This is a genomic window from Flavobacterium sp. TN-1 (assembly GCF_052828645.1).
This window is the reverse complement of the sequence record NZ_CM128253.1, coordinates 260,046-279,895: the sequence shown is the minus strand read 5'-3', so window position 1 is coordinate 279,895 and position 19,850 is coordinate 260,046. Positions and strand designations below refer to the sequence as shown.

Below are 19,850 nucleotides of genomic sequence, written 5' to 3'. Positions count from 1 at the left end.
CCAAACGCAAAAAAAAACGTATGAACCATTTGGTAACATTATACAACAATTCTTTTTATTACTTCTTTTGGAAAGGAGAGGGATTGTTATGGTGTTAACTGAATAAGTTTAGATTTACAATACTATACAATCCCGAAGTAGAAACTTCGGGATTTTTTTTATTAAATTTTTATCAAAAGATATGAAAGTTACAGTCGCTATTCAAGGTATAAGAGGATCGTTTCACCAACAAGTTGCGCAGAATTATTTTGGAGAAAATATTGAAATAGTTGAGTGTAAAACTTTTAAAGAAGTAACAAAACGACTAAAAAAAGGAATGGTAGATTATGGCGTGATGGCTATAGAAAATTCAATAGCAGGGAGTTTAATTCCTAATTATGCTTTGATAGATGAAAATCAACTAAACGTGTTAGGTGAGTACTTTTTAAAAATAAGTCTTAATCTAATGACACTTTCTGGTCAAAAAATAGAAGATATAAAAGAGGTACATTCACATCCTATTGCTTTATTACAATGTGCTAAATTTTTAGAAAAGAATAAACATATTAAAGTGATTGAAAGCTCAGATACAGCTATTGCAGCAAAAAGAATAAGTGAAGAAAAACTAAAAGGAATAGCTGCTTTAGCGGGACCAATAGCCTCTGAAGTATATGGATTAGAAATTTTAGCTAAAGAAATACAATCAGTGGAAAGTAGTATTACTCGTTTTATGATTTTAAGAAAAATTAAAACCGATATAAAAAAAGATAAGGTAAATAAAGCTTCTGTTAAATTTGAATTAGACAATACACCAGGAGGTTTAGCAACTGTTTTGAATGTGATGAACAATTGTAAATTAAATTTAACAAAAATTCAATCAATGCCAATTATAGAAAAACCCTTTCAGTATTCTTTTTTTGTAGATGTGGTTTTTGAAAAATACAATGATTTTGAAAAAGCCAAAAATATTTTAGAATTAATGACAACACATTTTAAACTTTTGGGAGAGTATGAATCAGGATACATGCCTTTGAATGAAAACACATATAATCATGATTTAATTTTAATGAACGTATAATGGAAATAAAAAAAGAAAATAGAAAATGGTTAGATGATCTAAAATTAAATCATCCCCTTGTAATTGCAGGCCCTTGCAGTGCTGAAACAGAAGAACAGGTTTTGGCTGTAGCTCACCAATTAAAAAATAGTGATGTAAGTATTTTTAGAGCAGGTATATGGAAACCTCGCACTAGGCCAGGAGGGTTTGAAGGAGTAGGAGAAATAGGGTTAAAATGGTTAAAAAGAGCTAAAGAAGAAACTGGAATGCTGATTGCAACTGAAGTAGCAACTGCTCAACATGTAAAATTAGCATTAGAATATGATGTAGACCTTCTTTGGATAGGAGCTCGTACAACCGTTAACCCGTTTGCGGTTCAAGAAATAGCAGATGCACTACAAAATACAGATAAAATGGTGTTGCTTAAAAACCCAGTTAATCCAGATTTATCACTTTGGATAGGTGGTTTAGAAAGATTATATCAAGCAGGTATAAAAAAAATAGGCGTTATTCATAGAGGTTTTTCTACTTATGAAAAAACGAAATACCGTAATAATCCAGAGTGGCAAATAGCAATTGATTTACAAAACAAATTTCCAGAATTAGTTATTATTTGTGATCCATCTCATATTACAGGAAAACGAGATATGATTCAAGATGTTTCACAGCAAGCTCTTGATATGAATTTTGACGGGTTAATGATAGAAACACATTGTAATCCTGATCAGGCATGGAGCGATGCACCACAACAAGTAACACCCCTAACTTTAAAACAGATGTTTGTTGATTTAAGAGTTCGTAAAATAGATGAAAATTCAGATGATTATCATAAACGTATTTCTAAGTTTAGAGCGCAAATTGATGATTTTGATGAAAAATTATTAGAAATTTTAAGTAAACGCATGAAAATAGTAGATCAAATAGGGTTGCTTAAAAAAGAAAAAAATGTAGCCATATTACAAAACAATCGTTGGAATGAAATTCTTGAAAAAATAATTTCAGAAGGAGAAGAAAAAGGACTAAGTGAAGAATTTGTATTAAAAATATTCAAATCAATTCACCAAGAAAGTATTGCCCATCAAGAGAAAGTGTATAAATCTTAACATATTACAATAAGGATTCATGATTTTTGATTTTTGATTTGCCTACATTTGTATTCGTTTTTAAATCTAAAATCATTAATCCTCAATCGTTAATCTAAATGACAGGAATTGTTTATAAATCTACTGGAAGTTGGTATACGGTAAAAACCGGAGAAAATCAATTTTTAGAATGCCGTATAAAAGGGAAATTTCGGATAAAAGGAATTAAAAGTACCAATCCTATAGCAGTAGGAGATATTGTAGATTATGAATTAGATACCTCTGCTGATCAAACGGTTGGAGTTATAACAAAGATTCATGATAGAAAAAATTATATTGTTCGTAAGTCTGTAAATCTTTCTAAGCAAACCCATATTATTGCATCCAATATAGATGTCGTATTTTTATTAGTTACCATTAATAATCCCGTAACAACAACCAGTTTTATTGATCGGTTTCTAGTAACAGCGGAAGCTTATGGAATTGAAGCCGTTTTGGTATTTAATAAGATAGATACCTATGATGATAAAACCCTTGATGATCAATTGTATCTTCAATATATATATGCTAATATTGGCTATCAATGCTTACGCGTTTCTGCTAAACAAAATAAAGGAATAGAAGATTTAAAAGTATTAATGAAAGATAGAGTTTCTATGTTTTCAGGACATTCAGGAGTAGGTAAATCAACGTTAGTAAATGCTTTAGAACCTACATTAAATCTAAAAACAAAAGAAATTTCGGAGCAACATCAACAGGGACAACATACCACTACTTTTGCTGAAATGTTTGATTTAGAGTTTGGAGCTAAAATTATAGATACACCTGGTATTCGAGGCTTTGGGGTAGTAGACATGGAAAAACAAGAAATAGGAGATTACTTCCCTGAATTTTTTGCTCTAAAAGAGCAGTGTAAATTTAATAATTGTTTGCATAAAGAAGAACCCCATTGTGCTGTAAAAGAAGCTTTAGATGCTGATGAAATAGCTTGGTCAAGATATAATTCATATTTGCAAATATTAGAGGGAGATGATGAAACATATAGAAATGATATTTATAAAAATAATGAGGAATTATACTAGATAATAAATACTCCCCTTTAGGGGTATGCCTTACAAATAATAGAATCTATCAAAATACAAGTAAATATTTTTTTTAACCGAAAGAATTATTAATAAACAATACAGTTGATAGTACATTTGTTAGGAAATAAAGAATCTGTAAACGATATTTTATTTAAAACATACATGAAAGTTGTAATTCAGCGTGTTTCAGAAGCCTCTGTAACCATAGAAAACGAAATTGTTGCAAAAATTAAGCAAGGACTTTTAATATTAGTTGGAATTCAAGATTTAGATAATCAAGAAGACTCCATCTGGTTAAGCTCAAAAATTGTAAACCTCCGAATTTTTGATGATGAGGAAGGTATTATGAATTGTTCTATTAAAGACATTAATGGAGAAATAATTGTAGTAAGCCAATTTACATTATATGCTCAAACCAAAAAAGGAAATAGACCTAGTTATATAAAAGCTTCAAAACCAGATGTGGCCATTCCTCTCTACGAATCATTCGTTAAACAAATTGAAACGGATCTAGGAAAACCAATTCAAACAGGAAGATTCGGAGCAGATATGAAAGTTAGCTTAGTAAATGATGGTCCTGTAACCATACTAATAGACACAAAAAATAAAGAATAATTAATAAAAAATTAAAAGAAATAATAAAAGGTTTTATAGATGTTTATAATTAAAATAAATACTTGTCTTAAAACCATGTTATGTTTTTCTTTAAAACTTAAAAAATGTAATTATGAATATAAAAAACGCTCAGGAAGAAGTAGATAATTGGATTAAAAATCACGGTGTACGTTATTTTAACGAATTAACGAATATGGCTCAGCTTACAGAAGAGGTAGGAGAAGTAGCCAGAATTATAGCGCGTAGATATGGAGAGCAGTCAGAAAAAGAAAGTGATAAAAATAAAGACTTAGGTGAAGAATTAGCAGATGTTGTATTTGTTGTTTTATGTTTAGCTAACCAAACAGGGGTTGATTTGCAAACCGCTTTTGATAAAAAAATGGATCTAAAAACAAAACGAGATCACGATCGTCACCATAATAACGAAAAATTGAAATAGTATAAGCTTTAATTTGTTCTAATACTTTATAGCTTATATGTACACAAAGATTTTCGAATCAAGAAGAACTGTTAAGAAAGTTATACAAGAAAGATAATAGATCTACATTTTACCATCTGAATACTAAGAATAAAGATTTGAACAGTGGAAATAAAACTTCAAAAATCAGTTGTAAATAATGAACAACAGCCCATTAAAATAACAGGTAGCAAATCAGAAACCAATAGGTTATTACTATTACAAGCTCTGTATCCAAATATTGCAGTAGAAAATATTTCTAATTCAGACGATTCAGACGTAATGCAAAAAGCTTTAAACGGTTCTTTTGAGGGAGTGGTAGACGTGCATCATGCTGGAACAGCTATGCGTTTTTTAACTGCCTTTTTTGCCATTCAAGAAGGAAAAGAAATAATACTAACGGGGTCTTCTCGTATGAAAGAGCGACCTATTAAAATTTTAGTAGAAGCGTTACAACAACTAGATGTTGAAATTTCATATTTAGAAAGCGAAGGTTTTCCGCCTATTAAAATTAAAGGAAAAAAAATAACCCAAAATAAAGTAATATTGCCCGCCCATGTAAGCAGTCAGTATATATCTGCATTGCTCTTAATTGCTCCAACATTAGAGAAAGGATTAGAGCTAACGTTAGAAGGACAGATTACTTCTATTCCGTATATACAAATGACTTTATCATTGTTAAACGAAATGGGAGTTCAAACATCTTTTGAAGAAAATAATATTAAAGTCAATCCGAAATCCGAAATCCAAAATCCAAAATTTACAGTTGAGTCTGATTGGAGTTCTGCATCTTATTGGTATTCTATTGTAGCACTTTCGGAATTAGGTACACAATTAACACTTTGTAGTTACAAAAAAAATAGCTTACAAGGAGATGCCGTTCTAGCAGAAATTTATCAGTATTTTGGTGTCGAAACTATTTTTAAAAACAATACAATAATATTAAAAAAAAGAACACTTCATTCAGAATTTATAACTTATAACCTGAATACTTGCCCAGATATAGCCCAAACAATTGCAGTAACTTGTTTGGGACTTAGAATAGGATGTGATTTACATGGTTTACATACTCTAAAGATTAAAGAAACAGACCGTTTAGAAGCCTTGAAATTAGAGTTAACTAAACTAGGAGCTGAAGTAATGGTTACTGCCGAATCGTTACATTTAAAACCTTCTATGTTTATTAATCAAAATATCACCATAAAAACTTATCAAGATCACAGAATGGCAATGGCTTTTGCCCCGCTTGCACTTCAAGTACCTATTACAATAGAAAATGCTGAGGTAGTGAGTAAATCATATCCTGATTTTTGGAATGATCTTAAAAAAATGGGTTTTCTTTATACTAACGTTTGATAATTTCTATAGCTCTTAAAATGGTTTGTATTTTATCTGCGGCAATAGGTAAATGTAAACCATTTTGAATCTCAATACTTCCACCGTCTGATTTGTTATATGATTTTATATAATTCGTGTTTAGAATAAATGATTTGTGAATACGAATAAAATTTTTTTGCTCACAAATAATGTCTTCAAAGTTTTTGAGGTTTCGACTTACAAGTAATTTATCATTATTGGTAAAAGATATTTCGGAATAAGCACCTTCTCCTTTTATAAATAAAATATCATTAATTTCAATAAAAACTAGGCTATTACCTGATGGAACCGCAATTTTTCTAAAAGTATCTTCTTTTAAGTTTTCTTTCAGAATTTGATAGTTATTAATTTTTTCTTTCTCTTTAGAAAAACGAGTTGTAGCATCTACCAATTCTTTTGGATTTATGGGTTTAAGAAGATAATCTATGGCCGAAAATTTAAAAGCTTGTATAGCATATTCTTGATAGGCTGTAGTAAAAATAATTTTAAAATTTATTTCATTTTCATCAAAAAAATCCAATAATTCAAGACCACTATGTCCAGGCATTTCTATATCTAAAAAAATTAAATCAGGTTTGTTTTTCCGAATAGACTTTACACCTTCAGGCAAGTTCTCACATTCAGCTATAATATTTATTTCAGGACAATATTCCTTGAGCAAAATCGACAGATTTAATCGAGCTCTCTTTTCATCATCTATAATAATTGCATTAATCATAATTTTTTATAAAGGGATTTGAATAACTATAAGAGTGCCATTTGGCAGTTTGTTGTCCGTTAATTTATCTATGATTTCTATTGAAATGTTTTTTTGATTATACTCGTTTAATAAATCAATTCGGTTTTGTAAGGCATTAGTAGCAAATGATTGATGTTTTTTATTTTTAATTTGATTAAGTTCCTGACTTTTTTTTCTGCCAATTCCATTATCTTCAATTAAAATGCTTAATATTTTATCCTTTATAGTAAAATTTATATATAACTCCTTTATTCCAAATTTATGTAATAACCCATGTTTGAGGGCATTTTCTACATAGGGTTGAAGTAGCATAGACGGAATTTTTATAGCCTCTACATCAAGATCAGCTTGTGTTTTAATAGAAAATAAAAAATCTTCCTCAAAACGAGCTTTTTCAATTTCTAAATATAATTTTAAGGTTTTGACTTCATCTGCTATACTGATCCAATCTTTATCGGTCATTTCTAAAATAATACGTGTAAGATTTGAAAATTTTGATAAATATTCAATAGCTTCATTTTTTTCATTGGCTACAATATAAGATTGTAGAGTATTTAGCGCATTAAAGAAAAAATGAGGATTCATTTGAGATTTTAACGCTCTTAAATTAGACTGGTTTACATTCTTTTCTAAATTAATTTTATCTAAAATTAATTGATTTCTTTTTTTTATTTTAGTCAATTGCCATTTTAAAAAACAATAAATCAATCCTATAAAAACAATGATCATCAGCAAAATAAAGTAACAAGACAACCAAAAAGGCTTTTTAATGTTTAAAGTCATCCGAGTTATATCAGATTTTTTACCATTAATTATTGTTTGAAACTTTATAAAATACTTGCCAGAAGGTAAAGAGTTTAAAGACAAACTACGTGCATCCTCATCTGCTAAGATCCAAGAAGAATTATTTATGGAATAATATAATTTACCTTTCTGATTAGGAATATAAGATAAAATAGAGTAGATTATACGAATGTTATTTTCAGTATAATGTAAATTTTTTAAACTTTTTAAATCTCTAGTTTTTCCATTTACTAGAGCTGAATTGAGAATTAATTTGATAGGAAAAATTTTTCTCTTTTTTTCTTTTAAAATATAGAGAAACCCTTTTGGGGTTACACCTATTATATGGCGGTTTAATTCAATTAAATCTGAAATTTCATGATCAGGAGTTATAGAAACTATTTTTTTTATATTATGAGTATCTAAATCAAATGAATAAAGACTAAAAGGAGTAATAATGTATAATTTTGAATTTAAAAATTTAATCTTATTGATGGGCTCATTATTAATGTATCGTTGTAAACGTATTTGTTTTACATAATTATCGGAAGTTATGACATATAATTTTTCAGTACTAGTTATAGCATAGGTTTTATCTCCTATGCTTTTTATTCTGGTAAAAAATAATTTTTTATTTTTTACTTTTATTTCAAGTATATTATTTTTAGTAACAGCAAATAAACCATTATTAGTAGCATAATAAATAGTATTATTAAAAGCATTATAGGAAGTTGATTTGCCCTGAACACCATTTATAATAGGTATAATGGTTTGTATACTATCTTTAGCCCAAACATCCCATTCGTTTTTAATAGTTGTATTTTTTAACAAACCGCAAACGCCACTTGCAGCAAAAACGTAATATTTTTCATTTAGTTTTTGAGCATCTTTTAAAGCAATTATACTTTCTTCTTCTGTTTTATTTTTTAAATTGATTTTTTTAAAAGTATTCGACGTAAAATAAAGATGTTGTAAATCTGATGATAAAAAATATATTTCATGATTACTTTTTCCATCAAATATTTTTTCAAAATTCTTTAAAAAAAGATCGCTTTTATACAGTTTATCATCAGCAGATCCAATAAAAATAGACCGACCATTTGTTGAAATCGTCAGAGGTTTTTTATCAAAAGAAACAAAATTATTGTAAAGGTTAGGAACTAATAAAAGACCATCGTTGATAGTAGAAAACCAGTAGTTTTCCTCTTGATCTTTAAAAACAAATGAAATATTGAAATTTTTTAAATATGTATTCAATGTATTAATACCTCCTTTAACATATTTAATAGCACCTTGTGTCGTACAAATCCAATTAAAATCTTTATCAAAAGCTAAATTTTGAATAAATGTAAAATCACCAGTTATCTTTCTTTTATAAAATTTATTCTTTTTAATTTCATAAAAATAGTTAGCATATTTAGAGACAAGTAATAAACCATTTGTGCTTTTTTGTAAAATAGGAGCAGGATAATTTTCATAAACTTCTTTCGGAATAGAAAAATGTTTGATAGATAAATCAGGCTCTATTATTGTAAAATCATTTCCTAATAGATAAAATTTAGAGTTAGAAAAATGAGTAGCAAATAAATTTTCAGTATTAAATGCTACTTTCTTACGAATATTTAAGTCTTTTAAATCATAAAATAAAATATGATTTTTTTGCAAAACAATAAGATACTTATCTGTAATTCCAAATTTCACAAAACCAATTGTATTCGTATTATTAAGACATTTTAGCTGGTTGTTTTCAACATAATACAAATAACCATCAAAATTACTGTACCATATCCTACCATACAAATCCTCTTGTATACAAGATCCGGAAATAGAGGTTTGATTTTCATTAGTGTAAGTTAAAAAATATTTACCATCATATCTACAAAGCCCTTTGTTAGTTGCAAACCACATAAAACCTTTTTGATCTTGAAAAATATCATATACACTATTAGAAGGTAACCCTTTTGATTGATCAATTTTATAATAAAAAGGATTTTGCCCCTCGAATGATATAGGAGAAAGTAAAATGACAATTATAAAAAGTCTAATAGGAAACATAAACACAAAAATAAATTTTTTAAGATTATCATACTTTATGAGTTAACCAAAAGGACTTAAGAGTTAACGATTTTTATTAGTTAACCGAAAAACAGGTTTGCTAAACTCCTACAAAAGGGAAGTATCTACACAAGGTATTTTTGCTTTATAAAAATCAAAAATGCTATGAATACAAAATTAGTTAAGATGATATTGTTGTTTTTATTGATAGGCAATATCCCGATGAGTCGCGCCCAGTTTGGAAAATTGTTAAATAAAGTAGCCGAAAAAGCTTTAGGATCACCAGAAAATGATGCAAAGAAAGCTATTACGCCAGATAAAAAAGACTTAAAAGCTCTAGAAGAAGATGAAACCGATTCTTTTTTAGAAAATCAAAATTTTAAAAAAGAAGGACCAAGCGGAATTTATTATGCCTCTGTTCCATTAGGAATAAAAAGTTTAGTTGATGACAAAATACTAGCCATAAAAAAAGTGTATTTAGAATTTGATGAACCCAATTTTAAGGCCAATCTGTATACTCGATACCATTTTCAAAAGAAAAATGGAAATCCAATAATAGATACACAATACACAAGCTGGATTAGCTCTGGAATTAGTGGAAAAGCTAAAGCAATGCTTTTGCAGCAAATGCGATCTAAAGGAATTATGCATTATAGAGAATGTTACATGCCCGATATAGCCTATGTACAATATCAGAGTAAAAATCTGGCAGAAGGAGTGAAAAAAGGAGAAGTAAAAGGATTATTACAACTAGAACCAGGATTGTTTTATGCTGCGGATGAACCTTATGCTGCTTCGGGAGCAAATCCTTTTGGAAATAACTTATTTGAAGGACAACCTTATTTATTCTTTTACAAAAAAGGAATGGAAGACCAAATTAAAAAGTATCCACCAACAAAAATAATTCAAATTTTTCGAGATATAGAAAAGAAAAAAGAAGAAGCCTATACTGCTCAAAACTCTTTGCCTAAAAAAATAAATCCTGTACAAGCTCCTACTCAAAAAGAAATAATAGAAACAATAAAAAAACGCACCGCTGATTATGCTTGGAAAGAAACCCCTATTTACGGATACCCTATTAGTGAATGGGTCTCTCAGTATAAAAATATACAAAATGGAAATGGAGAATATCTAAAAACACTGACCTCTAGGATAATGTCCATTGTAGCTGTATTTAAAAAAACAGATGGTACCTGTGCATTTATGAGCATGCAAATAGAACAACAAAATTCATTCTCAAAAGCAGGTGATCTAAAGGAAAATTATCTTACTCCACCAACTGATTATGCTAATTCAGGAATGGATTCTATTTCCTGTGATAAAGCAAATATGTATAAAACTAAATAAATTATAAAAATGAAAAATCTATTAAAAAGTATACTCCTATTAGCAATAACCATCCTTTTAGATGCCTGTTCTAAAAAAGAAGAAATAACTGAAGTTTTTGAGCCAACAATAGTAGGGAAATGGGAATTTTTTAAAAAAATAGAATACAACGAGTCAGGACAAGAACTTTTTAGTGATTATGTTAACAAATGTATTGACTTAAAAGATCATTTATTAATAGAAGCTAATAATACTTATACAGAAAAAATTATGCCTTCAAACTGCCAATCCGAAGATAATAAAACAAGTTACATTTATGAAAACAATGAATTGAAATTAAGGGGGTTTTCATATAAACTAAAAGTAATTTCTATAACGACTAATCAATTAAAAATAGAATTTTTAAACAATACAAAAGAACGAGCGAGAGTTGATACCTATTTGTTAATAAGAAAATAAATATACAACAATCTGATATATGATTTTTGAAAACATAAAGAATACTTCCCACATGAAAACATATTTAATAGACACTATATTATCATTGAAAAACAAAAATTAAAAACGTGAGAATAATAAATAAAAACAAACTAGAAATTTTTCTAACCCTTTTCTATGCCATCATTTTTATTGGAATCTTTTATTCCTGTAATCAGACAAAAATAAATAAGCAAAAAATAAATATAATAAAGACTTATGATCTAGTTGAGCAATTCTTACAGAAAATAGATAGATAGTTTAAAACTTTATAAAAGTAAAAAAAAACATTTTTATTGACCAAACCACATTTTATATCAATTTGCTAATAGCGACACTGAAACTTGAAAAATAATTAGATTAAATAATAAAAAAGACTATAATTTTCTTTTTTGTATAAAAAAAAACGTTTTGATAAATAATTGATTTTAAATAGATTATGTTGTGGAAATAAATACATAATACAAAATGTCACAGTTTATAATAAATTAAAAAAAACTAATAAATGAAAATAAAAACAAAAACAAAAATATTCATTATAATAGCACTATTCTTTTATATAGTGATTATGGCACAAACTCATGGTGCAATTGGTTATATAAAAGCTGGAGCTACAGGAAACGGAACCTCCTGGTCAGACGCATCAGGAGATCTTCAATCCTTAATAAATAGTAGACGTTATTCTCAAATTTGGGTTGCAGGAGGAACATACAAACCCAATAGAAAAGCAGACGATTTAAATACAATTACACCCAATAATCAACACAATGCTTTTGTCATATCAAGTACAATTAGCATTTATGGTGGCTTTGCAGGAACTGAAGCCAGTTTAGACGAAAGGAATTTGTCTTTAACATCCAATGAAAGTATACTAAGTGGAGATTTAGGTGTCGAACAAATGTCTAGAGATAATGCTTATCATGTGGTTATTCTTTCTGGTTATTCAACTCTTGATGGTCTTACAATTGCAAATGGTGTTGCATCGTGTTATGGAAGCTGTACTACAGTAGAAGGAAATAATATAGATGGAAGAAGAGGAGGAGGGATATATATCATTCAATCAAAAAATACGTTCTCTAATGTAACCATTAAAAATAATTGGGCAGAAGCAGAAGGAGGAGGGATGTATATAGGAAGAAGTTCCGATATAGGAACATACTTAAGATTAATCAATACCGTTTTCTGGAACAACTCTACAACTGGCAAAGGAGGTGCTATTTTTGCGTTATCCTCTCAGCCTAAAATTACAAATTGCGTATTCTCAGGTAATTATGCGCAAAATGGAGGAGGAGGGATTTGTGCCAGAGAATCTTTGGCTAGTATTTACAATACCATATTCCATAATAATAATGCCCGATTGGACGAATTAGGACACGATATCTTTGTAGATGATTATAATTATCCCGTTGGAACCGTTTTTATATACCCAGATGTACATTATTCTATTTTACAAAACTATAGACTAAATGCGTATTATAACAATAATTATGTAGGGAAATATGAACCATTTAAAGATCCCTTAAATGGCGATTTTACATTAATTAAATCATCTTTTGCTGCTTATGATACAGGAACTAATTTAGTACCTGGTATAACTTTACCTAGTAGAGATAAAGCAGGGAATCTAAGAATAGTGAACCAAACCATTGATAGAGGAGCTTATGAGTATAAAAGTTACAGAGTAACAAAGCAAGCTAATATCGAAAAAAACAAAATATATTGATTTTTCTCAATCCTGCTGTAGATAAATTAAATATAGAAATGGAAGAAGAAATAAAAGGAATGGAAATATATAATCAACGAGGACAAAAAGTTTTTTCTGGCAACCTAAAACAAGAGAATATAAATAGATTAAAAAACGGAATTTACAATATAAAAATAGAAGACCAAAAAGGGAAAACAAGTACCACAATATTTTTAAAAGAATAAATTTTTTAACTTATCATAATCAAAAAAATACTAAATACAAGAATTTCATATCCTTTAGAAATAAGATACCATTTAAACTTTGAATTTTCTTTTTAAAAATAGTACATCTACAAAAGCAATAAAAATTAGTGTTGGTTCTCGATACGTTTCGCGCTCAAACTAACGATGATTTCAATTATATACTCAACTATTTGTTCGAGTTGTTTTTAAAATGAAAAAACGTATCGAGAACTTTATTTTTTAATCCAGTATATTTTAAGTTTAAATGGGATTAAACAAAATAAGCAACTAAGAAATATCTTATGATTGTTAAATTAAAGGCTTTATATTAAAAATTTTGTTTATTCGAGTAACTTTTTTACACCCTAATTGTGACTGATAAATTAAACAAGACCCGAACAGGTTTTCCATCTTGGTCTCCAGGTGTCCATTTAGGACATGTTTGAAGCACTCTTATTATTTCTTGTGCTGTTCCATATCCCAAATCATTGATTACTTTAATATCTGAAATACTTCCATTTGTTTCGATTATAAAAGTTACTTGAAGAACTCCTCCTGTAAAATTTTCATCACTTGGTGGTGAAAAGTTCTTTCCTATAAACTTCATTAGTTCATTGTTTCCTCCTGGAAAAATAGGTTGATTTTCTACATTATCAAATGGTATTGGAGCGGATTTAGCTGTACCATTTGAGGGAGATTGAGCCAATGTTATTTGACAAAACCAGAGAATAATAAATAAGATTAATTTCTTCATAGTAATAGTTTTTGGGATTAATATTTCATTACATTTTTCTCAGATCTGTTCGAAAATGGCAACTCTTTGTTTGGTTTATCTTTTCGATAGTTGGAGAAATTTGATTATTAACATTATACAATTTACTTTCTTTATACCTTACGTTTAAACCTATCTCAGATTGGCTATAATAAAGTAACTAAGTAAAGAAATGACAGGATCAAAATCATTTAGGATTTTTATTTTTTTGTTGTAATAAAAAAATAGAACCTTTTGATGACAAAAATATAATTGTTTTATTAAAATCCCAAATACTAATTAATTTTAAAACAAAATAATTACGGAATATTTAAATATTTATGTGTTTGTAATGAAATTTTCCATTTTGGATTTTTCATTACATAGTCTATTATAAGATTTAACACTTCTTCTTTCTTACTCCATTCTGGTTGTAAGTATAATTTGGCATTAGGATTTGTTCTTAGAGCTTGTTCTTCTGCAAAGAGAAAATCGTGTTTATTATAAATTATAATCTTAAGTTCATGTGCTTTATCGTAGGCTTCTTGAACAGGTAATTTTGTTTTTTTAGGAGATAGACAAAACCAATCCCATTGCCCTGTAACGGGATAGGCTCCTGATGTTTCGATATGTACACGGAGTCCTGCTTGTTTTAATTTTCTCGTCAGAGGTTCCATATTCCAGGTTAATGGTTCTCCTCCTGTAACGACAACGGTATTTGCATATTTTTTTGCATTTTCAACTATTATTGAAGTTTGAGTTGGAGGATGTAATTCTGCATTCCAACTTTCTTTGACATCACACCAATGACAGCCTACATCACAACCGCCAATTCTCACAAAATAGGCGGCAGTACCTGTGTAGGCTCCCTCGCCTTGTATTGTATAAAACTCTTCCATCAAAGGAAGCATATCTCCTTTATTTACAGCTAACTGTATTTCTTTACTCAACATAATTATTTTCTAAAAAAGAGGGTTGCAAATATACATAAATTTAATAGGTTATCTCTAATAAAAAAACCGACAACTATTTTTAAATTGTCGGTTTTTTATTGTGATATCCAAATAACAATTATTTGGCAATACTTTTTTTAATATTTATAGCATCTGCATCTGCTGGATCTAATGCTAATGATTTGGCAATATATTCATTTGCTTTTACTTTATCTGTTTTTATATAAAAACGAGCTATTTCGTTGTAAGATTCAATTAATTTTGCCTTATTTTTTTCTATTAGATCTCCTCCTTTATTCAAAACTATTTTGGCAAACTCATCATAGCTAGCGACCATTTGATTTTTAGCATTTGGATCTGTTAATAAAGCATTTACACGTGCTCTATATATATGTGCATCTTGTGTTGTTGGTGATTTTACTATTACTGCTGCAAATGCTTTATCTGCTTTTTGCAATTGCGTTGTATCATATCCTTTTACTCCTTCTGCCACATTATGAAAATATAATGAATATCCTAAGAAGAAATTATCATATAAATAATTTTTAGAGCTTGTATTATTAATTGCTACTTCGTACACTCCTGAAGCATATTTATATAATTTTCTATCAAAATAGATTTTTCCTATCTCATTTAATCTTTCTGACATTGATTTATCAAGCTCGACTGCTTTATTTAAATTAAGTAATGCTTGTGTGTATAAAGCTTCATCAACATTGGGTTTAACTCCATCAGCAACAACTGGTATTGCTTTTTTTAATTGAGCCATTCCTAGATATAGATAGTCAATAGCAATCAATCTACTAGATGGGTTTGTGGTAAATGTGGTTAAAGCGTCAACTGCTGAGTCTATATTTTCGTTTTCATAAGCTGAATAGCCTAAATAACGAAAAATTTTAGGATTAACTTTATCCATTTTAGCCATTTCATTTGCTTCTTTTTCTAAAGTTTTATAATCTTTAGCTATTACAAGAAAATCTGCGTGACGCATACGAGAGGCTAATGAATAGTCTGTTAAGCTCATATATTTTTCATAATATTCTAAAGATTTATCTGTATATTCTTTAAATTTTGCTTTATCGTTTTGTTGTAATGCCCATCCAAAATAGATTTCTGCTAGTTCTCTATAAGCTGGACCATACGATGTATTAATAGCTAATACTTCATCTATGGCTGCTTTTGCTTCATTAAATGCTTTAGCTCCTTTTAATAAAACGCCCAATTGCATTTTAGCTCTCAACAAGCTATTGTCTGCTTCATACGCTCCTCTATATGCTGCATACGCTTCATTTTGGCTTTTTAATCCATAATAGGCATCACCTAGAGCTAATAAAGTTTGTGCGTCATTCATATTAATTGCCTTTGCTTTATTTAATACTTCAATAGCCTTAGTGTAATTAGGGTTTATTGAATTAGTATAAGCTTTACCAATATGAACAAATTGCTCTAAATCTTTCTTTTTCATATTAGCTGTAGCTTGATCAAAATTAAATTGAGCTGCTTGGATATTAGTATTATCTAGATCAATCTGACCTAAACCAATATAATTTAACATACCTCCTTCTTTTTTAGTCAAAGCCGATTGGAAAACAGCTTTTGCTGAGTCTTGATATGTTTGACGTAAATAAACATTTCCTAATAAAAAAGCTGCTTTACCATTTTCTGGATTTGATTTAACAACGGCTTTTAATATTGATTTTGCCTTTTCATATTGTTCTGCATCAATTGCCTTTTTAGCGCTTTCTATATCTTGTGCAAAAACTCCTGTGCTTATTGCAAAAAAAGCCGTACTAAAAATTTTTATTTTATTCATTTCTTTCACAATTAATTATTTTTTTCTTTTTCTTCTACTTCTTTTCGGATTATTATATTTCTACTAGGCATTCTAACGGGAACTAATCCTGATTTTAATACTATTCGTTGTCCTAATTCTCCTGCTATAAATGAAGCAAATCCCATGCCTAAACCTGTGGTTCCTTGATAATTTAATATTTTTATTTTTCGACTATAAGGATAGTTACCAGAAGCTAATAAATCTTGGCTTGGGGTAACAAATGTACCATTCTTAGTTTTTAATTCCAAAACCTTAATATTTTCTACTGTTTTTTGAAAATCAGGCATTGGTTGTGTTATCCAGTTTATCCCAACAACTCCTATTGCATCTGGTGTTTTGGATATGAAAGTAATTACCTCATTATTTGTTGCAAGAGCGAAAATATTATCCTTGGGTAGATTTTTTACTTTAGCAAATTCCATTAAATATCTAACTGTACTTGAATTAGCGTTATCAAAAATTAATTTTTTAATTTTTGATGGTTTCCCATTTAAAAAATTAACTAATTCTGTTTCTTCTATTTTGAAATTTGAATTAGAAGGATGTCCAATAAATGCTATACCGTCTATTGCAAAATCGGTTATTTTTCCTTTAATATTATTTTTAGCAACTTTTTTTGTTTCACCTAGAGTTAATTCACGTGTTAAAATTGCTAAATTATTTTTGCCTTCTGATAAAAGTTTAATTATTTCTTTTTCTGGTTTTGGTATTAATTTAATTTTTGCTTGGTATTGATTTTCAAAAATCATCTGATGATCTTCTACTAATGGAAAAACGGTTTCATCTACTAATATAGTGGCTGTACCTGTTAGTATGGTTTCTTTTTCATCTTTATTACCAAAGTAGCAACTAACAAAAAAAACAGCAGTAAGTAATAAACCTAGAACTAAGTGTTTTAATTTCATGTGTTTAAGTTTTATTTATTACAAATTACGAATGGCATATTTTTTTAATCATTTTGTATTTAATCAATACTCATATTTTTAGTTCTTTAAATTGCATATCCTTTCGTTTTTTTTGGGATTATGGTGATATGCTATTCTTTTTTTGAGATAATTTTAAGAGAATAAAAATTCAAATAAGATTATTTTCTAAAATAACGTATAAAACGAAAAAAAGCATATATAATAATTGCTATTCCTAGAGTTATACGATAGCCTGTTGATAATGGGAGGCGATCTATTAAGTGATCCCAAAACAGTATCATTAATCCCATACATAAATAAACACAAAAAAAGAGGATACCTAAAACAAGAAGAAACCGCTCTTGGAGCGATTTCTTCTCTTGCTTATTGGAATATTTTATATTCATCTATTCAGCTCTAATATCTAGTAAGATAGGCAAACTATATCTTACACGGATTTTTTTACCGTTTTGCTCACCTGGTCTCCATTTAGGAGCACTCTTTAGCATACGAATAGCTTCCGCTCCCGTTCCATATCCTAAGTCTCTGACTACTTTAATATCTGTTAAGCTTCCATCTTTTTCTACTACGAATTCAACAAAAACTCTTCCTTTTAAATCAGTATCAACCTCTGGAGTACGGTAATTACGTTGTACGTATTTCATGAATCCTTCATTTCCTCCTGGAAATTCAGGTTGTGCTTCAATACCCGCAGCACTATAGACTTGGTTGTCTTCTTCTACTACTTTTACAACTTCATCGTTATTACCTGTTGGAGCATCAATTTGAACTTGTGCATCTTTATCTCCTTTTTGGTCTTTTTCTGCAATGTTCTTATCTTTTAACTCTTCAATGGTTTTAATTTCTTCTGTTACCTTTTTAGCCTCCACGACTTTAGGTTCGACAAATTTTACTTCATCTACCTTAGGTTTTGGTGGTTCAGGTTTTTTTTCAGGTGGCGGCGGTGGTGGTGTATTTTCTTTTGGTTTAGTCATATCCACCAATACTACTTTTTCATCTAAAGTGGTATCATCCTCACCTTTTGGGATCATACTTATAAGCAAGGGAGATGCTACTGCTAACGCAAAGAAAGAACCTCCGATGATTAATGCTCTCAATGATGTTTTAGGATTTTCTTTACGTAACTCATAAGCACCATACTTCTTGTTACGCCCTTCAAAAACTAACTCTAACCATTGCGATTTATATAAATCTAATTTCATGCTTCAATTATTAGAATTTAGTTAATTACTTTTTTAATATAGCCTTCTCTTGCGGGGTAATATCTACTACTGCATAAGTTGGCACTTTACATATTGCCATCTCATCTAGGATGTCTACCATATTTCTATAGTTAGCTTTTTTATCCATTTTGATGATTACAATCAATCCTTTTGTCGGGTCATTGTATTTTGCTGGAACTGACTGTACTTTTTTAGCAATTTCTTGACGAATACCTGCTTTTCCGTAAGTAGCTTCTTTAGGACCTTCAAAAGGTGCATCTATTCTACCGTAGTACCATTTAATTTTATTATTTTCACCTAATAAAACCGTCATTGTACGATCATCAGCTACTTCAATATTATCCTTTTTTTCTTCAGGCTTATCATTTTTATCCGGCATTCCTAAGTTCATAGACTGAGGTTTAGACAATGACGTAGTCAACATGAAGAAAGTAATTAATAAGAAAGCTAAGTCCACCATGGCTGTTAAATCTACTTTTGCATTAGATTTTTTACTTCTTACCTTACCACCTTCTTTTTTGCCACCTCCACCGGAGTCGTTTAATTCTGCCATTTCTTTTTCTTATATTATATTAGAAATCACTACTACGTAAACCAGTTACAAGATTAAAACTATTTACATCTTGTTTCTGTAATACATCCATTACTCTTTTGATAGCTGGGTACTCTAATTTAGCATCTCCTTTGATTGCAAATTTTAAGTCCTCGTTTCTCAACTCAGCACTAGCTGAACGAGCATTAAATATCCATCTAGCCAATTCATCTTTCTTTTCATCTATAGAATCCATTGGTACACCTGGTTGTAAACCTTCTTTGTTTCTGTCAGAACTTGACATAGCAATGATTTGTTTTAAATTCCCCATTGGCACTCCGAAACCATCAATTAAAGAAAAACGTTGTTTTTCTGCATCGGTAAAGTTTATTCCGTATTCTTGTCCCATTAATTCTAAGGATCTTAAACGGATTTCACGATCTTTCATACCTATGAACACTTTACCTTTACCTACTGTTAAGGTTACTAAACCAGTTTCAGGTAATTTAGTTTGCACCGTAGAGTTAGGTGTATCTACCTGTAAGGGTTCTGGTTGTTTAGCTGTAGCAGTAAGTATAAAGAACGTAAGCAATAGGAAGGCTACGTCACACATTGCTGTCATGTCGATTGCTCCTGCTGATTTACGTGATTTTCCTTTTGCCATAATTAT

Annotated in this window: 20 protein-coding genes; 11 read left to right on the top strand and 9 right to left on the bottom strand. The window is 29.3% G+C overall.

Features of this window, described 5'->3' with window-relative positions; all coding sequences use genetic code 11:
- The first annotated feature begins 181 nt into the window (after nt 1-181).
- The 6 genes from ACUXZJ_RS01110 (at nt 182) to ACUXZJ_RS01085 (ending at nt 5,631) form a co-directional block, all read left to right on the top strand.
- The gene (locus tag ACUXZJ_RS01110) at nt 182-1,057 is read left to right on the top strand and encodes a prephenate dehydratase (RefSeq protein ID WP_060381671.1); all 876 of its coding nucleotides are present in this window, start codon (nt 182-184) and stop codon (nt 1,055-1,057) included.
- The gene (locus ACUXZJ_RS01105) at nt 1,057-2,139 is read left to right on the top strand and encodes a bifunctional 3-deoxy-7-phosphoheptulonate synthase/chorismate mutase type II (RefSeq protein WP_060381672.1); all 1,083 of its coding nucleotides are present in this window, start codon (nt 1,057-1,059) and stop codon (nt 2,137-2,139) included. The genes ACUXZJ_RS01110 and ACUXZJ_RS01105 overlap by 1 nt, the downstream gene beginning before the upstream one ends.
- A gap of 98 nt (nt 2,140-2,237) precedes the next feature.
- Nucleotides 2,238-3,200, top strand: a complete 963-nt coding sequence (rsgA, locus tag ACUXZJ_RS01100; RefSeq protein ID WP_060381673.1) for a ribosome small subunit-dependent GTPase A — start codon at nt 2,238-2,240, stop codon at nt 3,198-3,200.
- Nucleotides 3,201-3,365: 165 nt separating this feature from the next.
- On the top strand, nt 3,366-3,818 hold the full coding sequence (dtd, locus tag ACUXZJ_RS01095; RefSeq protein ID WP_060383799.1) for a D-aminoacyl-tRNA deacylase: 453 nt from the start codon (nt 3,366-3,368) through the stop codon (nt 3,816-3,818).
- Nucleotides 3,819-3,930: 112 nt separating this feature from the next.
- Nucleotides 3,931-4,257, top strand: coding sequence for a nucleotide pyrophosphohydrolase (locus ACUXZJ_RS01090; RefSeq protein WP_060381674.1), 327 nt, complete (start codon nt 3,931-3,933; stop codon nt 4,255-4,257).
- A 144-nt stretch (nt 4,258-4,401) separates the two neighbouring features.
- On the top strand, nt 4,402-5,631 hold the full coding sequence (locus tag ACUXZJ_RS01085) for a 3-phosphoshikimate 1-carboxyvinyltransferase (protein ID WP_063743237.1): 1,230 nt from the start codon (nt 4,402-4,404) through the stop codon (nt 5,629-5,631).
- Here ACUXZJ_RS01085 and ACUXZJ_RS01080 read toward each other — a convergent pair.
- Both ACUXZJ_RS01080 and ACUXZJ_RS01075 read right to left on the bottom strand, forming a co-directional pair.
- Nucleotides 5,621-6,370 carry a LytR/AlgR family response regulator transcription factor gene (locus ACUXZJ_RS01080; RefSeq protein WP_060381676.1) on the bottom strand — a complete coding sequence of 250 codons (750 nt, stop codon included), beginning with the start codon at nt 6,368-6,370 and terminating at the stop codon, nt 5,621-5,623. The genes ACUXZJ_RS01085 and ACUXZJ_RS01080 overlap by 11 nt on opposite strands.
- Before the next feature lie 6 nt (nt 6,371-6,376).
- A complete protein-coding gene (locus ACUXZJ_RS01075; RefSeq protein WP_063743236.1) occupies nt 6,377-9,229 on the bottom strand; it encodes a sensor histidine kinase in 2,853 nt (950 codons plus the stop codon).
- A 165-nt stretch (nt 9,230-9,394) separates the two neighbouring features.
- On the opposite strand from ACUXZJ_RS01075, the gene ACUXZJ_RS01070 reads away from it, so the two are divergent.
- The 4 genes from ACUXZJ_RS01070 (at nt 9,395) to ACUXZJ_RS01055 (ending at nt 12,961) form a co-directional block, all read left to right on the top strand.
- The gene (locus ACUXZJ_RS01070; protein WP_145915569.1) at nt 9,395-10,576 is read left to right on the top strand and encodes a hypothetical protein; all 1,182 of its coding nucleotides are present in this window, start codon (nt 9,395-9,397) and stop codon (nt 10,574-10,576) included.
- 9 nt (nt 10,577-10,585) lie between these two features.
- Entirely contained in the window at nt 10,586-11,014 is a 429-nt protein-coding gene (locus tag ACUXZJ_RS01065; RefSeq protein WP_060381679.1) for a lipocalin family protein, read from the top strand.
- A gap of 523 nt (nt 11,015-11,537) precedes the next feature.
- Nucleotides 11,538-12,755, top strand: a complete 1,218-nt coding sequence (locus ACUXZJ_RS01060; RefSeq protein WP_063743234.1) for a hypothetical protein — start codon at nt 11,538-11,540, stop codon at nt 12,753-12,755.
- Entirely contained in the window at nt 12,752-12,961 is a 210-nt protein-coding gene (locus ACUXZJ_RS01055; RefSeq protein ID WP_145915568.1) for a T9SS type A sorting domain-containing protein, read from the top strand. Before ACUXZJ_RS01060 ends, ACUXZJ_RS01055 begins: the two co-directional genes overlap by 4 nt.
- Before the next feature lie 358 nt (nt 12,962-13,319).
- Here ACUXZJ_RS01055 and ACUXZJ_RS01050 read toward each other — a convergent pair whose 3' ends face one another.
- The 4 genes from ACUXZJ_RS01050 to ACUXZJ_RS01035 all read right to left on the bottom strand — a co-directional run bounded on the left by ACUXZJ_RS01050 (nt 13,320) and on the right by ACUXZJ_RS01035 (nt 17,404).
- A complete protein-coding gene (locus tag ACUXZJ_RS01050) occupies nt 13,320-13,715 on the bottom strand; it encodes an energy transducer TonB (RefSeq protein WP_081078375.1) in 396 nt (131 codons plus the stop codon).
- Nucleotides 13,716-14,032: 317 nt separating this feature from the next.
- Nucleotides 14,033-14,665, bottom strand: coding sequence for a 7-carboxy-7-deazaguanine synthase QueE (locus ACUXZJ_RS01045; RefSeq protein ID WP_060381683.1), 633 nt, complete (start codon nt 14,663-14,665; stop codon nt 14,033-14,035).
- Between the two features lie 118 nt (nt 14,666-14,783).
- On the bottom strand, nt 14,784-16,478 hold the full coding sequence (locus tag ACUXZJ_RS01040; RefSeq protein WP_060381684.1) for a tetratricopeptide repeat protein: 1,695 nt from the start codon (nt 16,476-16,478) through the stop codon (nt 14,784-14,786).
- Nucleotides 16,479-16,489: 11 nt separating this feature from the next.
- A complete protein-coding gene (locus ACUXZJ_RS01035; protein WP_060381685.1) occupies nt 16,490-17,404 on the bottom strand; it encodes a PstS family phosphate ABC transporter substrate-binding protein in 915 nt (304 codons plus the stop codon).
- A 226-nt stretch (nt 17,405-17,630) separates the two neighbouring features.
- Between ACUXZJ_RS01035 and ACUXZJ_RS01030 the strand changes: the two genes are divergently transcribed.
- The gene (locus ACUXZJ_RS01030) at nt 17,631-17,825 is read left to right on the top strand and encodes a hypothetical protein (protein WP_158447572.1); all 195 of its coding nucleotides are present in this window, start codon (nt 17,631-17,633) and stop codon (nt 17,823-17,825) included.
- On the opposite strand, the gene ACUXZJ_RS01025 is transcribed toward ACUXZJ_RS01030, so the two are convergent.
- Genes ACUXZJ_RS01025 through ACUXZJ_RS01015 form a run of 3 tightly spaced genes read right to left on the bottom strand, consistent with a single transcriptional unit; the run spans nt 17,812 to nt 19,844 of the window.
- Nucleotides 17,812-18,627: an energy transducer TonB gene (locus ACUXZJ_RS01025; protein ID WP_060381686.1), complete on the bottom strand. Its 816-nt coding sequence runs from the start codon at nt 18,625-18,627 to the stop codon at nt 17,812-17,814. The genes ACUXZJ_RS01030 and ACUXZJ_RS01025 overlap by 14 nt on opposite strands.
- Nucleotides 18,628-18,652: 25 nt before the next feature.
- Nucleotides 18,653-19,201, bottom strand: coding sequence for an ExbD/TolR family protein (locus ACUXZJ_RS01020; RefSeq protein WP_060381687.1), 549 nt, complete (start codon nt 19,199-19,201; stop codon nt 18,653-18,655).
- A gap of 19 nt (nt 19,202-19,220) precedes the next feature.
- Entirely contained in the window at nt 19,221-19,844 is a 624-nt protein-coding gene (locus tag ACUXZJ_RS01015; protein ID WP_060381688.1) for an ExbD/TolR family protein, read from the bottom strand.
- Nucleotides 19,845-19,850 lie beyond the last annotated feature (6 nt).

Bases quoted from the DNA above. Each gene is read 5' to 3' on its own strand.
- ACUXZJ_RS01110 (WP_060381671.1), top strand. From the start codon at position 182: ATGAAAGTTACAGTCGCTATTCAAGGTATAAGAGGATCGTTTCACCAA.
- ACUXZJ_RS01105 (WP_060381672.1), top strand. From the start codon at position 1,057: ATGGAAATAAAAAAAGAAAATAGAAAATGGTTAGATGATCTAAAATTA.
- rsgA (WP_060381673.1), top strand. From the start codon at position 2,238: ATGACAGGAATTGTTTATAAATCTACTGGAAGTTGGTATACGGTAAAA.
- dtd (WP_060383799.1), top strand. From the start codon at position 3,366: ATGAAAGTTGTAATTCAGCGTGTTTCAGAAGCCTCTGTAACCATAGAA.
- ACUXZJ_RS01090 (WP_060381674.1), top strand. From the start codon at position 3,931: ATGAATATAAAAAACGCTCAGGAAGAAGTAGATAATTGGATTAAAAAT.
- ACUXZJ_RS01080 (WP_060381676.1), bottom strand. From the start codon at position 6,370: ATGATTAATGCAATTATTATAGATGATGAAAAGAGAGCTCGATTAAAT.
- ACUXZJ_RS01075 (WP_063743236.1), bottom strand. From the start codon at position 9,229: ATGTTTCCTATTAGACTTTTTATAATTGTCATTTTACTTTCTCCTATA.
- ACUXZJ_RS01070 (WP_145915569.1), top strand. From the start codon at position 9,395: ATGAATACAAAATTAGTTAAGATGATATTGTTGTTTTTATTGATAGGC.
- ACUXZJ_RS01065 (WP_060381679.1), top strand. From the start codon at position 10,586: ATGAAAAATCTATTAAAAAGTATACTCCTATTAGCAATAACCATCCTT.
- ACUXZJ_RS01060 (WP_063743234.1), top strand. From the start codon at position 11,538: ATGAAAATAAAAACAAAAACAAAAATATTCATTATAATAGCACTATTC.
- ACUXZJ_RS01050 (WP_081078375.1), bottom strand. From the start codon at position 13,715: ATGAAGAAATTAATCTTATTTATTATTCTCTGGTTTTGTCAAATAACA.
- ACUXZJ_RS01045 (WP_060381683.1), bottom strand. From the start codon at position 14,665: ATGTTGAGTAAAGAAATACAGTTAGCTGTAAATAAAGGAGATATGCTT.
- ACUXZJ_RS01040 (WP_060381684.1), bottom strand. From the start codon at position 16,478: ATGAATAAAATAAAAATTTTTAGTACGGCTTTTTTTGCAATAAGCACA.
- ACUXZJ_RS01035 (WP_060381685.1), bottom strand. From the start codon at position 17,404: ATGAAATTAAAACACTTAGTTCTAGGTTTATTACTTACTGCTGTTTTT.
- ACUXZJ_RS01025 (WP_060381686.1), bottom strand. From the start codon at position 18,627: ATGAAATTAGATTTATATAAATCGCAATGGTTAGAGTTAGTTTTTGAA.
- ACUXZJ_RS01020 (WP_060381687.1), bottom strand. From the start codon at position 19,201: ATGGCAGAATTAAACGACTCCGGTGGAGGTGGCAAAAAAGAAGGTGGT.
- ACUXZJ_RS01015 (WP_060381688.1), bottom strand. From the start codon at position 19,844: ATGGCAAAAGGAAAATCACGTAAATCAGCAGGAGCAATCGACATGACA.